Genomic DNA, 13,994 nt, shown 5'->3' with positions numbered 1-13,994 from the left:
GTATGGAAGCATTCAAAAAGTTAACGGGCCTTGTTGCCCCGGTTGACCGTGTTAATGTGGATACCGACGCTATTATTCCAAAGCAATTTCTGAAGCGCATCGAGCGGAGCGGCTTTGGCCAGTTCCTGTTCTTTGAATGGCGCTGGGACGAGAAGGGCAACACAATCGCTGATTTCAGCTTGAACCAACCGCGCTACCAAGGATCATCCGTTCTTATTTCGCGCGCTAACTTCGGCTGTGGATCATCCCGTGAGCATGCCCCTTGGGCGATTCTTGATTATGGCTTTAAGGTTGTAATCGCGCCATCGTTTGCTGATATTTTCTACAACAACTGCTTCAAGAACGGTATTCTGCCGATCCGCCTGAGCGAAGAGCAGGTTGAAGACCTGTTCCAGCGTACGGCTGCAACGGAAGGCTATCAATTGACGGTTGATCTGGAGAACAATAAGATTGTTGACAACGCTGGTCTGGAGATTAACTTTGATCTCGACGAGCATCGCCGCCAATTCCTGCTGCAAGGTCTTGATGATATCGGACTTACGCTGCAGCACGAAGATAAGATTTCCGCTTATGAGGCTGCACGCGTCGCATTCTAGCATTCGTCCTAACAACATTGCTTTCCTTTGCGTGAGCATACTAGGCTGTCCCCAAAGTAGAATACTACTTTAAGGGGCAGCCTTTGTTGTTTTGGCGGACGGGAAATTGCATGACACGAGGATGTCATCAACAGCAGCAAGTGAGTGGGCTGGTAAACTTTTGGTTTTCAGTCTGCTGAAAAAGTTAATCAGGTGATGGCCGTAAGGCGGAAAAACCGCTTTACAGCGAGGAAAAGTGGAGCGAGGCTCGCTGGAAGCCTGAAAAACCCTCTTACAGATGAAAAGTCGTCGCAGAATGCCCGAAAGCTATGGCCGTAAGGCGGAAAAACTGCGTTACAGCGAGGAAAAGTGGAGCGAGGCTCGCTGGAAGCCTGAAAAACCCTCTTACAGATGAAAAGTCGCCGTAGAATGCCCGAAAGCTATGGCCGTAAGGCGGAAAAACCGCTTTACAGCGAGGAAAAGTGGAGCGAGGCTCGCTGGAAGCCTGAAAAACCCTCTTACAGATGAAAAGTCGCCGCAGGATGCCCGAAAGCTATGGCCGTAAGGCGGAAAAACTGCGTTACAGCGAGGAAAAGTGGAGCGAGGCTCGCTGGAAGCCTGAAAAACCCTCTTACAGATGAAAAGTCGTCGCAGATGCCCGAAAGCTATGGCCGTAAGGCACTTTTTTTACAGGCAGAGTTTTGGGAATATGCTTTCTCCATAAAAATTATTTTGATGTGATTTGCAGGTAAGGGGCTTGAAATGGTCCATTACGGCCATGGTATCTGTATTTTTGCGGCGGCAATCGAGGTGAAAGCAACGGTTGGAGCAGCATGCGGAGGGCGAAATCGTATGGACTTTTCAGCAGCGTATTAACCGAGGGGGAGATGTACTCAAGGTTACTTTTTTTAGCTCTATTACACAGGAGTTACAATATTCCTGTATTCGCAACTTTTTCTGATTGTTTGCGTCTAATTATTCGTCTGAGAGCATCGGCTTATTTGGTCTGTTGGAAGGCGAAAAATCAGTCATCGAGGTGAAAGATGAAGAAGTTTGTAACCGCTGTATTGCTGTTGACGTTCCTTGTCTCTATGGTTCCAATTGTAGTCGGAGCTGCCTCTGCAACGCCTAAGCTTTATCTGAATGGGGAGCAGCTGCTGACCAAAGCAGAACCCAAGCTGGTCGGGCAGTCCACCTTTGTACCGATCCGCACGGTGACGGAAGGGCTTGGTTTCGATGTAAGCTGGCAATCGCCGCATGTTACCATTTTTAACGGTGAGACGAGTATGAGGCTGACAATCGGCAGCAAAAAAGCGATTGTGAACGGGGCTGAAGTATCGCTCGACGCGCCGGCAATTAATTCTGCTGACACAACATTAGTGCCGCTTCGCTTCGTAAGCGAACAATTCGGACTTGAAGTTAGCTGGGACAAGCTAACCAAATCCGTCTATCTTAATCAGAAGCAATCGATAGTTTTACCTCCTGTCACGGAGGTTGATCCGGATCAAGGCAATGGCGATGGGTCAACTGATGGCAGTACGCCTGGCACGGACGGGGATGGAGGCGCTGTTAATCCTGATGGCGGTGAGATTCCAACTGCGGACACAGCAACATTATCCTCAATCAGCTATGATGGACTTAGCAGTGTTCGTTTGGCCTATACAGGACAGGCTGGTATCGTGAAGACGGAGGTTCTTCACAATCCGGAGCGAATTGTTGTGGATGTGCCCAATATGAAATTCGATCCGAATTTTTCGCCGGGCTTTCTGCCTTCTACCAGTGGGTCCAAGCTAGGCGAGATTGTGATGGACACGCATCTCTCATTGTATAAGGTTCGTTATTCGCTCTATTCGCAAGAAACGAATACCATTCGTGTTGTGTTTGATTTGAATGCTCCTACCGCGTTTAATGTCGTGGAGGAGGAGAATGCAATTCGAATCGATGTTCTTGACCCGACGGGGCCAGCAACACCACCTGTGCAGAAGCCGGATACTACAATCCCGCCTGCGCCTGTAGAGAAGGGTGTCTATAAAGTAGTCATCGATGCGGGCCACGGAGATCACGATCCTGGTGCAATTAGTATTGCGAAGCGCAAGGAAAAGGATTTCAACCTGACGATTGCGCTCAAGGTACAGGCTCTCCTATTGAAAGAATCGAAGATTAAAGTCCACATGACAAGAACGGATGATACCTTCATTCCTCTTGATGATCGTGTTAAATTCGCAAATGACTTGAAGGCTGACCTGTTCATTTCGATTCACGCCAACAGCTACAAGCCGGAGATCAACGGAACGGAAACGTACTATAATCGGGAAAACAGCAAGACGCTTGCCAATATTATGCACAAGCATCTTGTTGCTGGAACAGGTCTTGTAGATCGCAAGGTTCGGCAAGCTTCATTCAAAGTGATTAAGTATACGACGATGCCAGCGGTTCTCCTTGAAGCAGGCTATCTGTCCAGCAAGAAGGACGAGCCGGTTCTCTTCAAGGAAGCGACACAGAATCGCATAGCTGCTGAAATTGTTGCTGGGATTAAAGAATATTTGAAGCTACAATAGAGTAATAGCTGTCCTGCTGTTTTTTCGGCAGTGCTAAAGTTTATTACATAGAGTAGTAGAAGCTTGTAGGAGGGTGTGTCTATGAACTATTCATTGATTAAACGTTACCTGCTAGTCAGCGTAATGATTGTTGTCGTCGTTATGATCTCAGCCTGCGGAGCAACCAAGGATGGGAATAAGAACGGAGTAGGAGCTGCTGGAACGGGTACGACAGAAGAGAATCCGAATGCGACAAATGATACTCCGAACACGTCAGAAGATCCGAATGCGACAGAGGAGCAACCCAGCACAAATGATGATCCCAAGGAACCTGAAATGACGAAGGAAACGATTAAAATCTATTATCCGGATGATGAGCTTATGGAGCTGGGCGAGCAAACGGCACATATTCAATACGAGAATGACAGCAAAAAAGCAGAGGCTGCCTTCCTGGCGCTCAAGAAGGATGGAAGCAATGGCGAAGTATCGCTCTGGAAGGATATTGAGCTGTTGAGCGCGAAAGTAGAAGATGGCGGAGCTGTTGTACTGGATGTGCATGTGCCGGATGAGGCTCGTCTTGGGGCGCCTGGCGAGGTGCTGGCGCTTGAAGCCATCCAGAAAACGATGTTCCAATTTGATGGATTCCAATCCCTCGATATTCTGGTAGACGGGAAGCAAACGGAAAGCTTGATGGGGCACGACACGCTAGAGCACCCATACAAGAAATAATAAGGAGGAGCCGTATTCATGCCGCAGCAAAAGAAATGGTTCAAGTTGGTCTCAATCATGATAGTAGTCTCTTTATTATCTAGTGTGTTCCTCTTTACTGCCAGCAGCCCGGCATCGGCAGCAGCGACCGGCAAGTTCTCGGATGTACCGGTTACGCACTGGGCGGACAAGCATATTACGAAGCTGGCGCTTCAGGGCGTTGTCGAAGGCGGGACGAATGGCACTTTCAAGCCTGGAGACAATGTAACTCAGCAAGAAGCGGTTGTCATGGCGATCCGCTTCATGGGCAAGAAAAGCCAGGTGGATAGTGACGGCGTATTTGTAGGGAACAAGGATTTTAAAGTCGGCAATTTTTTCAAGCCGTATATCGCTTTTGCTTTCCAGAATGGCCTTCTTGATGAGGCCGAGGAGTACAAGCTTGCCGAGGCTGACCCGAAAAATGATTGGGGCTCCCGCAAAGCTTCCAGAGAGTGGATTACGAAGCTGATGATTCGGGCAATCGGACAGAAGAGCGTCGCGGATTCGCTCGCCTCCGCGCCAATTGCATTCAATGATGGCAATCAAGTGAGCGCAGCATATAAAGGGTATGTCAATGCCGCGATCCAGCTTCAGCTTGTGAAAGGGATTACCGCTGATAAATTCGACCCGAAGGGCTCGATAACAAGAGCTGCGCTGGCCACTATGTTCAGCCGTGCCGAGAGTCAATTGGAAGTGGATTATATCGGTCAGGAAGAAGGAATTATATCCGCACTTAGCGATAGTTCAATAAGCTTGTACAAGGGCAACGGAGATTCAACCTTTACTCTCGGAGCTAATACCCGAATCTATCGTCATGATTCTGAGAAAGCGGTCACGGTTGCTGAGCTAAGTCCTCATACCCGTGTGATGATTATCGCGAGCCAAGGGAATGCGCTTTATGTGGAGCAGTTGGATAACGATCAGCAGGTCGAGAAATTCTCTGCGACATTTGATCGGCTGCTCCCTAGTGAGAGCATCATGTACGTGTGGGTGGACAACAAGCCGGTTGAGGTTTCCTATGACCAATCGCTAATCGTCAAAGATGCTTCAGGCGCTAAATTAGCGGTTTCTGCGCTAACCAAGGACAGCAAAATCGAGATTACCCGCGCTAAGTATCGCGCCAAGCCTTTGGCGACTTCGATAACGATCCAATCAGCCCCAGTGAACAAATCCGGCAGCGGCAAGGTGCAAGCGGTGCAAGCCAATCCTCCGGTAATTACGGTCATAGACTCCGTATACAATCGGACGGAGGCGCTAAATATCGCTGCGGGAGCGGATGTCATCTGGCAGGGTTCAATTCTGCAGGGCGGCGTCACACAGGTTCGCCAAGGCGATTTGATTTCTTACGAGATCAAAGACAGTGTTGTTACTCGAATCACGATTCAGCAAACTTCTGCAATGACAGTGCAGGGCCACTTCTATTCCGCAAGCTCGGACAGCAAGACGATTCAATTCGTGAAGGGTCAGGGTACAGCGCAGGAAGCTTTGGAGGCCAAATTCATAGCTGATCATGCAGAGGTTACAATAACAGGACTCAATGGTGCGACGATCAATGATCTCGTGAAGGGCGACCAGCTTGAACTGTCGCTTAATGAGCGTGATCAGGTTACAGCGATCAAGGTGCTCAGCCGCAAGGTTGAGATGATTACGGGAGCAGTTGTAGTCAGCTATGACGCGGATATTAAAGCGCTAGTCGTGAAGAGCAATCTTAATAAGCTCATTCCGGTCTATTTGAGCGACAAGACGAAAATTGAATTCAACGGCGTGCCGATGTCGCTGGAGAGCGTAGGTTCCATGCTGACGAAGAACCGCAAGCTGACACTGGGCTATACGGATGATAAAGCGGTGCTGCTGCAATTCGTATACAATTATACAGGGACAGTCTCATCGACCAGCACGACTAGCAATACGATCACATTGTCTGTCAATGGACTGCCAGTAACGCTTGGACTGGAAACCTATGCTAGTGTTGAGATTGCAGGCAAATCAAGTGCAGTCATTGCAGACGTTAAGGTTGGAGATACGGTTACGGCGCTGTTGAATGCGAATCAGGATAAAGCATCAGGCATTCAAGTGCATACAAACTGGCAGTATGAGCTGGTTGCCATCGATACGGCGGCGAAGAAGGTGAAGGTGAAAGGCGCGGATCAAGTGACGACTGAGCTGCTGGTCGGCGCTTCGGAGCTGCTCAATGAGCGTGGGGAGAAGATCGTTCTGAGCAATTTGTCTGTTGGACAAATTGTCAATGCGACCTATGCCGGGAAGACGCTGAAATCACTCAAGAGCGTTGCAGTTACTGTAGGCTCCCTGACTTCTGTCGCTGCTGACAAAATCACTGTGCTGGACTATAAGGGCTCTTCATCCGTAATCACGCTTGGTACTGATTATTCCGTTATTAAGGATGGGGCGACAAGCGCATCTGCTGCTGGTCTGAAGGCTGGCGATCGTGTCGAGGTTCGCAAGGATGCCAAGGATCGGGTCGTTATTACCGTTATTAGCGGGCTTGCGAAGAAGTTCTGGAAATATGAAGCATCCAGCAATACGCTTTCTGTCAGACGTGCCAATGTGTCGGATACGAACTATCAATTCAAAGTAACAGCCGATACGAGAGTTACGAATAGTGGCGCTCAGGGCAATCTGGCGCAAATGAAAGACGGAGACAATATTACGCTGTATGTGTATAAAGGTGTGCTTCTGGAGGTTGTAAAATAGCGATTTCGCGAATTTTTGAAGGGTTGTTCCGGTTATTTGGCCGGAACAGCCCTTTTACTGTTGCGCATTGTGACATTTTTCGCTACACTTTGAATCGATAGCCCAAATAGGGGAGAGAGATGGTTGAACGCAAAAGAGAAGACGAAGCATATTTTGCGAGTTATCGGAGAGATGTTCCCGGACGCTCATTGTGAGCTAAACCATAGCAATCCGTTTGAACTGACCATTGCAGTGCTGCTGTCTGCCCAATGCACGGATGAAACAGTCAACAAAGTGACGGCCGATTTGTTTCAGAAATACCGTTCGCCTGAGGATTATTTGGCGGTTCCGCAAAGCGAGCTTGAACAGGATATCCGCAGAATCGGATTGTTTCGGAACAAAGCAGCGAATATTCAGAAGCTGTGCCGTATGGTCATCGATGAATATGGCGGCGAGCTTCCGCAAGGCCACGAGGATCTGACCAGGCTGCCGGGAGTGGGGCGCAAGACGGCTAATGTCGTCGTTTCCAATGCTTTTGGCGTACCGGCAATTGCGGTAGATACTCATGTTGAACGTGTCTCTAAACGGCTTGGACTGGCAAAAAGCGATGACAGCGTGCTTGAGGTGGAGAAGAAGCTGATGAAGCTTGTGCCCAGAGACCAGTGGACGGATACGCATCATCGGCTGATCTTCTTCGGGAGATATCATTGCAAAGCGCAAAATCCACAATGTCCCCTATGTCCGCTGCTGGATCTGTGCAGAGAGGGCAAGGTGCGCATGAAACCTGCCGCAAACCGACAGGCTAATGGAATAAAGAAAAAACTAAACAGTAAAGGATGATCCAACCATGAAATGCATCTCCGTATACACCAGGGATTTCGCTTTGTTTTCCGATATTTATGAGCAGGTGATGGAGGCTCCGCCAGAAGAGAATGAAGAAATCATTATCGAAGGCGTTACCGTCAGCGGTGCAGGAGATGTGCCGGATCAATATATTGAGCGCATGCGCCTAAAGCCTGAGGTTGTTGTCATGAAGGAGAAGGAACGGAATATTATGATTTTGCAGCATGGTGATGTTTTCGAAATTTGCATGCCTTCCGATCAGTCTGCCTAGTTTAGGAAGTGAAATATCGGTTTGGAGTAGGGAGAGAGAGTAATGAGCCATACGATGGAAACAGCCCCTCATCCGCTCGATACCGCGCTTGAAGAGATTGCACCTATAATGAAAGCCGCCGGAGACGATCCCAATTCCGCGCGGCTTCTTGAGCTGCGGTCCAAGCTGGCGGGCGGACAATTGACGGTTGCGTTCTGCGGCCACTTCTCAGCGGGCAAGTCGACGCTGATTAATCGGCTGTGCGGTACGGAGCTGCTTCCGTCAAGTCCGATACCAACAAGCGCGAACGTCGTAACGATTATGAGCGGGGAATCAAAAGCAAGAATTACAAAACTCGTCAGCGGTAAAGTGGAAACGCTGGAAGTACCGATAGCCGATGTCAATCGCTATTGCAAGGACGGAGAGAATGTACAATCCGTTACGTTGTCGACACCTATTCCTCGTCTGGGCGACCATACGGTGCTGCTGGATACGCCGGGCATCGATTCGACGGATGACGCGCATCGGATGTCCACAGAGTCGGCGCTTCATATGGCGGACGTCGTGTTCTACGTTATGGATTACAACCATGTGCAGTCAGAGATCAATTTCACGTTTGCCAAGCAATTGAAGGAGTGGGGCAAGCCGCTGTATCTGATCGTGAACCAGATCGACAAGCATCGTGATCATGAGCTTAGCTTCGCGGAATATCGCAGAAGTGTTGAAGAGGCATTCGCCAACTGGCAGCTGGAGCCAAACGGGATTGTCTATTTGTCGTTGCGCGAGCCGAACCATCCACAGAGTGAATGGGGTGAGCTTGAGCGGCTGCTGGAGGAGCTTTCTGTGCTGCGAGCTCCGCTTGCGCTGTGCAGTGTAGACGCATCGACCCGCCATCTTGTACGGGCACATGGCAAGGCGATGGAGGAGGCTTCGGAATCGGAGCGCGAAGCGCTGCTGGATGAGGCTGGAGGCGAAAGCGGAGCAGAGCAGGTAAGAGCGGAGATTGGGGCGCTGGAGGGCAAGCTGGCTGAAGCGGGGGCAGAGATTGATGGCCTGCGAACCCGGCTGCGGCTAGAGATGCAAAGCCTGCTCGACAATGCGAATATAACGCCCGCAGCGACGAGAGACCTCGCACATGCGTTTCTGGAGAGCCGCAAGCCTGGTTTCAAGGCCGGGCTGCTGTTTGCTGCCGCGAAGACCGCAGCAGAGCAGCAGCGGCGTCTGGAGGCATTTCGCGAGGATATGGCGGCACAGGTGAAGGCCGGCATCGAGTGGCATTTGAATGATCTGCTGCGCAAAGCGGCGGATGCAATCGGCTGGCGAGATGAATCGCTGGAGCGCAAGCTAGAGGCAGATATCCATTGGGAAATCGAGCCGGAATATATGGTTTCCCATGTGAAGGCCGGCGCTGTGTTCGGCAATGAGTATACGATTGTATACTGCCGCGAGCTTGCCGCGGATGTGAAGGCGCTGTTCCGCAAGCGGGCGATGTCGTGGATCGAGACGCTTGCGGATCGGGCGGCAGCGGCTGGCGCGGCTGCCGCTGCGCCGCTGCGCGCGCGGCTGGGCGAGCTTGCCTCGCAAGCCGCGGCGCTGGCGAAGCTGGCCTCGCTGGCGGAGCGCGAGGCGGCGCATTTGGCGCGGCTGGCGGCGCTGCTGCCGCCAGCGCCGCCGCGCCCAGCGCTGCCGCAGCCGCAGGCCGCAGGCCGCGGCGCGGAGGCGCCCCCAGGCGCCGCGGCGGAGGCGCGCGGCGCTGAAGCCGCAGCAGCAGCTGCGGTGAGCGGCGCAGGCATCGCGCATGCGCCGCTTGCTGCCGCTGCTGCGGCAGCGGCCCCCCAGAGCGATAATTCCGCTCTGGGGCCGCAGCGCGAAGCGGCAGAACGGCTGCGTCGCGCCGCTGAGCTGCTCTCGCCGCATCCGTCGCTGGCTTCGGCCGTTGCGGCTATGCGGGACAAAGGCGACCGGCTGCGTCTCAGCCGGTTCACCATTGCCCTGTTCGGGGCTTTCAGCGCGGGGAAATCGTCGCTCGCCAACGCGCTTCTGGGCGAGTCTGTGCTGCCGGTATCGCCTAACCCGACGACAGCAGCGGTGAATCGCATCGTACCGCCGACAAGAGAACGTCCAAGCGGTACGGCGACAGTTCTGATGAAGACGCGTGAAGCGATGCTGGACGATCTGAGATACTCGCTCCGATTGTTAGGCGAGGACACGGACACAATGAGTGATGAGGCTGTTCTCGAATCGATCGAGAAGCTTACGCCGGCTGCAGTTCATGCAGGCGGAAGGCCGCATTACAGCTTCCTGAAGGCCGCCTTTAAAGGCTGGCGAGAGCATGAGCCGCTGCTCGGACAGCAGCTGAATGTAGATGGCGGACAATATCGGAGTTATGTTGCTGAAGAATCTCGTTCCTGCTTTGTCAGCGAGATTGAGCTTTATCATTACAATGCGTTGACGGCGCAAGGAATTGTGCTTGTCGATACGCCGGGCGCAGATTCTGTTAATGCGCGGCATACCGGCGTTGCCTTTAATTATATTAAGAATGCGGATGCGATTCTTTTCGTCACCTATTACAACCATGCGTTCTCACAGGCTGACCGTCAGTTTCTGCTGCAGCTTGGTCGTGTTAAGGATCAGTTCGAGCTCGATAAAATGTTCTTTATCGTCAACGCCGCAGATCTTGCTTCGAGCGAAGAAGAGAGGCAGGGCGTTCTCGATCATGTGGAACGCAATCTGCAGCAGCATGGCATTCGTTTCCCAAGGATGTTCCCTATATCCAGCCTGCAGGCGTTGGATGGCAAACGAATCGGCGACGAGGCGATGCTTCATGAATCTGGCTTGCCGGCATTTGAATCCTCATTTATCGGGTTTGCCCGCAACGATCTCGGGAAACTCGCTGTTGCCTCAGCAGAGCAAGAGCTTGAAAGAGCTCGTCGTACGATAGAAGGATGGCTGGAGGCCGCATCAGGCGATGCAGCTACTCGTGAAGCGGAACGAACGAGGCTGGTCGCTGATGCAGACAGAGCGCGTATGATTGCAGAGGGTGTGCAGCCGGGGAACCCGCAGCTTGAGCAAGAGCTTAAGGAGCTATTATTCTATGTTGTGCAGCGTGTTCAATTCCGTTTTGGCGATCACTATAATTTCGCCTTCAATCCCTCGTCCCTGCAGGATGACGGGCGTGATCTGAAGAAGGCGCTCTGGACCTCATGGCTGGAGCTGCAGCGGCTTCTTCAAATTGAGCTGGCGCAAGAGCTGGAGGCTACCTCCCTTCGTCTGGATCATACGCTGAACCGGCTGGCAGCGAAAAGATTGGGTGATACGAGCGAGGAGCTTGCGAATGTATTGGAGGGCTTCAGACCGTCCTCCTACCATCCATTGGACATTGCGACACCGGAGCAAGGGGAGCCGTGGCATGCTGACACCGTGGAGTCCAAATGGCTGTGGAGCCGCTTCAAGTCGCCTCGACATTTCTTTGAAGGGGATGGCAAGATCGCTCTGCGCGGTGCATTGGAAGCTGAGCTGGCCGGGCCGATCCAAAGCTGGGTGACATCGATACAGGAGGAATGGAGCAGCCGCTACGAGCAATTGTGGAATCAGGCGGTCGCAAATTCTAACGCGAATCTGCTTCAGGAGATTAACGCCTTTACAGAAGGCAAGCTGTCATCGTTGAGCGGAGATGCCGATGTAGCCGAGCTTCGTCATCTAAGCGCTGCTCTTGCCGATATTTAGCGGCAAGCAGGCTTATAGCGGGAATTCCCGCATGACAAAGTGGAAATGTACGTTTCAAAAGTCAGAATGAAAGTTCTATTGAGATAGGCTGTCTCTGGGATCATCTTAGGATGAATGAGACAGTCTTTTTTCGCGCTTTTTATCGTTTTTTCGGGACGTTGGCACTGCCAGCTGTGGTCTAAACAGCATTCGGGATCGCAGCTTTCTTGATTTTTCGATCCAGAACCTCCACAATGAAAGAAAAAACGAAATCGCTTGGTCAACAAGAAGGGGAAGCAAGAGTCAGCCTCATTGTCAGCCAACCGCCATTTCCAGGAGGTTCTCGTCCACCTATGTCCCACGGATCACCGTTATCTACTCATGCTCGAAAAATGATGCTGCTCGGCTCCGGCGAGCTAGGCAAGGAGGTTATTATTGAAGCGCAGCGGCTCGGCGTCGAGACGATTGCCGTTGATCGTTATGCGCTTGCCCCTGCCATGCAGGTTGCACATCGTTCATATGTTGTTGACATGCTCGATGGCGCCGCGCTCCGCGAATTAATCGAGAAGGAGCAGCCTGATCTGATCGTGCCGGAAATCGAGGCGATTGCAACAGATGCACTGGTTGAGCTGGAGAGTGAAGGCTTTCGGGTCATTCCAACTGCCCGCGCAGCCCGTCTTACGATGGACAGGGAGGGCATTCGCCGTCTGGCGTCAGAAACGCTGGGCCTTCCTACTGCACCTTATTTATTCGCTGATTCCTTGCAGGAGCTGCAGCAGGCTGTTCAAACGCTGGGAACGCCTTGTGTCATTAAACCTATTATGAGCTCGTCAGGCAAAGGCCAAAGCGTATGCCGCTCCCAAGCGGAAATTGAGAGCTGCTGGCAATACGCCATGGATGGCGGACGCGCAAAGAAACAGCGGGTTATCGTGGAGGGCTTCGTACATTTTGAGTCGGAGATCACGCTGCTTACTGTCCGCTCGGTATCTGGCACTTCCTTTTGCGCTCCAATCGGACACGTTCAGAAGGAGGGGGATTATATTGAATCGTGGCAGCCGCATGCAATGAGCGAGCAGCAAATCCAGGAAGCGGAAGAGATTGCACGTAAAATTACGGAAGAGCTCGGCGGTTATGGCATTTATGGTGTCGAATTGTTTCTAACACAGGAGGGTGTGCTGTTCAGCGAGGTTTCACCGCGACCTCATGATACAGGAATGGTAACGATGGTCACGCAGGATTTATCGGAATTCGCCCTTCATGTTCGTGCGATTCTCGGCTATCCGATTCCGACGATCCGCCTGCTTTCGCCAGGTGCTTCCCACACGCTGAAGGCTGACCGCGAAGCGGACAATTTCCAGATTGCAGGGGTGGAAGAGGCTTTGGTGCTTCCGAACACACAGGTGCGTGTTTTTGGCAAGCCGGTCACGAAGCCGGGTCGCCGCATGGCAGTTGCTCTAAGCACTGGAGACGACACAGAGCAAGCGCGCGAGCTGGCCAGACGAGGTGCAGAATCTCTCAGGATTGTCTACGAATAATGCAAATGAAAATCCATTTCTATTACCTTTTCGTTCCAAATATTTGCAAATACGATGAGAAACCATTATTTTTATAAGAGAACTTGTTATTACATAAAATTAACATGCGGCGTAAAGCCTGACAGCAGCTATGTCGTGAAAGGAGAGAGAGAAAGAAAAATGCGGAGCATTCCATCCAGCGGATTATGGAGAACGGTCAGTATAACCGCGCTGCTATCAACCCTGCTCCTCTTGTTTGGGTTCGGCTATTCGGTTAAAGATATGCTGTGGCCTAGCGAAAGCACTTATATTGGGGAAGATCTGAGCGCAAAACCGCCCGCAAGCGCCAAGCTGGCAGAAAGAAAAGAAATCCTCGTTACAGCCATAGGCGATTCTCTTACGAAAGGTACTGGAGATGCTACTGGCGAGGGTTACGTGAAGCAGGTCATTCCCCTTCTTTCCGAGAAGCTTAAGGTTCCTGTCAAGCTCAATAACAATCTGGCTCTGAATGGACAGCGTGCGGATCAATTGGCTGACAAATTGGCGAAGGATAAAGGCGTTCGATATTCACTCTCACAAGCGAACCTGATACTCTTCACAATCGGCGGGAATGATTTGTTTCAGATTGCGACAGGCCAGAGCGCCAGTGAAGCGACAGGCGAGCTTAATATGGACAAGCTTCAGAAGGAGCTGCCCAAAGGTTTGGAGAGGCTGGAACGAGTCATTAAAGCGTTGAATGAGATTAACCCGAACGCGACGATCGTCTATGTGGGGATGTACAACCCTTTCTACGATTTGAAGGATTTGAAGGATGGCAGTCTGGAGGTCCAGAAGTGGAACCAGCAGGCCTATGAGATGATTCATCAGTATCCGAACATGATGATGGTCCCTACCTTCGATCTGTTTGAAAAATCGATTGAGCGTTATTTGTCCTCGGATCATTTTCATCCGAATAATGAGGGTTATGCACAAATCGCAGCCCGCATTGTTCAGTCATTGGAATAGGAGGCTGCCAGTCATGAGTACGACCCTATCTGTAACCGAAGCCAAGCAGCGGCAGACGACAGCTCCGAATGAGCCGGCAGCAGTTGAAACTGTTCTGTCCGTGAAGGATGTCAAGAAGAAGATCGGC

9 protein-coding genes are annotated in these 13,994 nt (G+C 51.6%); all 9 read left to right on the top strand.

Annotated elements, in window-relative coordinates; translation table 11 throughout:
- Positions 1-2: 2 nt before the first annotated feature.
- The 9 genes from leuD (at position 3) to L6H65_RS03790 (ending at position 13,867) form a co-directional block, all read left to right on the top strand.
- Positions 3-596: a 3-isopropylmalate dehydratase small subunit gene (gene leuD, locus L6H65_RS03830; protein ID WP_236339086.1), complete on the top strand. Its 594-nt coding sequence runs from the start codon at positions 3-5 to the stop codon at positions 594-596.
- A gap of 1,022 nt (positions 597-1,618) precedes the next feature.
- A complete protein-coding gene (locus tag L6H65_RS03825; protein ID WP_236339085.1) occupies positions 1,619-3,133 on the top strand; it encodes an N-acetylmuramoyl-L-alanine amidase in 1,515 nt (504 codons plus the stop codon).
- An 81-nt stretch (positions 3,134-3,214) separates the two neighbouring features.
- Positions 3,215-3,841: a GerMN domain-containing protein gene (locus tag L6H65_RS03820; RefSeq protein WP_236339084.1), complete on the top strand. Its 627-nt coding sequence runs from the start codon at positions 3,215-3,217 to the stop codon at positions 3,839-3,841.
- A gap of 18 nt (positions 3,842-3,859) precedes the next feature.
- Positions 3,860-6,571 (top strand): S-layer homology domain-containing protein, encoded by a 2,712-nt coding sequence (locus L6H65_RS03815; RefSeq protein WP_236339083.1) that lies wholly within the window; start codon positions 3,860-3,862, stop codon positions 6,569-6,571.
- Positions 6,572-6,694: 123 nt separating this feature from the next.
- Positions 6,695-7,390, top strand: a complete 696-nt coding sequence (gene nth, locus L6H65_RS03810) for an endonuclease III (protein ID WP_236339082.1) — start codon at positions 6,695-6,697, stop codon at positions 7,388-7,390.
- Positions 7,391-7,397: 7 nt separating this feature from the next.
- On the top strand, positions 7,398-7,664 hold the full coding sequence (locus L6H65_RS03805) for an NAD/NADP transhydrogenase alpha subunit (RefSeq protein ID WP_236339081.1): 267 nt from the start codon (positions 7,398-7,400) through the stop codon (positions 7,662-7,664).
- Positions 7,665-7,706: 42 nt separating this feature from the next.
- Positions 7,707-11,369: a dynamin family protein gene (locus L6H65_RS03800; protein WP_236339080.1), complete on the top strand. Its 3,663-nt coding sequence runs from the start codon at positions 7,707-7,709 to the stop codon at positions 11,367-11,369.
- A gap of 332 nt (positions 11,370-11,701) precedes the next feature.
- Positions 11,702-12,883: a formate-dependent phosphoribosylglycinamide formyltransferase gene (purT, locus tag L6H65_RS03795; protein ID WP_236339079.1), complete on the top strand. Its 1,182-nt coding sequence runs from the start codon at positions 11,702-11,704 to the stop codon at positions 12,881-12,883.
- A gap of 159 nt (positions 12,884-13,042) precedes the next feature.
- Positions 13,043-13,867, top strand: coding sequence for a GDSL-type esterase/lipase family protein (locus L6H65_RS03790; protein WP_236339078.1), 825 nt, complete (start codon positions 13,043-13,045; stop codon positions 13,865-13,867).
- The last annotated feature ends 127 nt before the right edge of the window (positions 13,868-13,994 follow it).

Source organism: Paenibacillus plantiphilus, assembly GCF_927798095.1.
In the GTDB taxonomy this organism is placed as follows: domain Bacteria; phylum Bacillota; class Bacilli; order Paenibacillales; family Paenibacillaceae; genus Paenibacillus_Z; species Paenibacillus_Z plantiphilus.
Note: the sequence above shows the minus strand (reverse complement) of the source record. Positions and strands in the feature narration are given on the sequence as shown.

Coding starts and splice junctions, on each gene's coding strand:
- leuD (WP_236339086.1), top strand. CDS start 3: ATGGAAGCATTCAAAAAGTTAACGGGCCTTGTTGCCCCGGTTGACCGT.
- L6H65_RS03825 (WP_236339085.1), top strand. CDS start 1,619: ATGAAGAAGTTTGTAACCGCTGTATTGCTGTTGACGTTCCTTGTCTCT.
- L6H65_RS03820 (WP_236339084.1), top strand. CDS start 3,215: ATGAACTATTCATTGATTAAACGTTACCTGCTAGTCAGCGTAATGATT.
- L6H65_RS03815 (WP_236339083.1), top strand. CDS start 3,860: ATGCCGCAGCAAAAGAAATGGTTCAAGTTGGTCTCAATCATGATAGTA.
- L6H65_RS03805 (WP_236339081.1), top strand. CDS start 7,398: ATGAAATGCATCTCCGTATACACCAGGGATTTCGCTTTGTTTTCCGAT.
- L6H65_RS03800 (WP_236339080.1), top strand. CDS start 7,707: ATGAGCCATACGATGGAAACAGCCCCTCATCCGCTCGATACCGCGCTT.
- purT (WP_236339079.1), top strand. CDS start 11,702: ATGTCCCACGGATCACCGTTATCTACTCATGCTCGAAAAATGATGCTG.
- L6H65_RS03790 (WP_236339078.1), top strand. CDS start 13,043: ATGCGGAGCATTCCATCCAGCGGATTATGGAGAACGGTCAGTATAACC.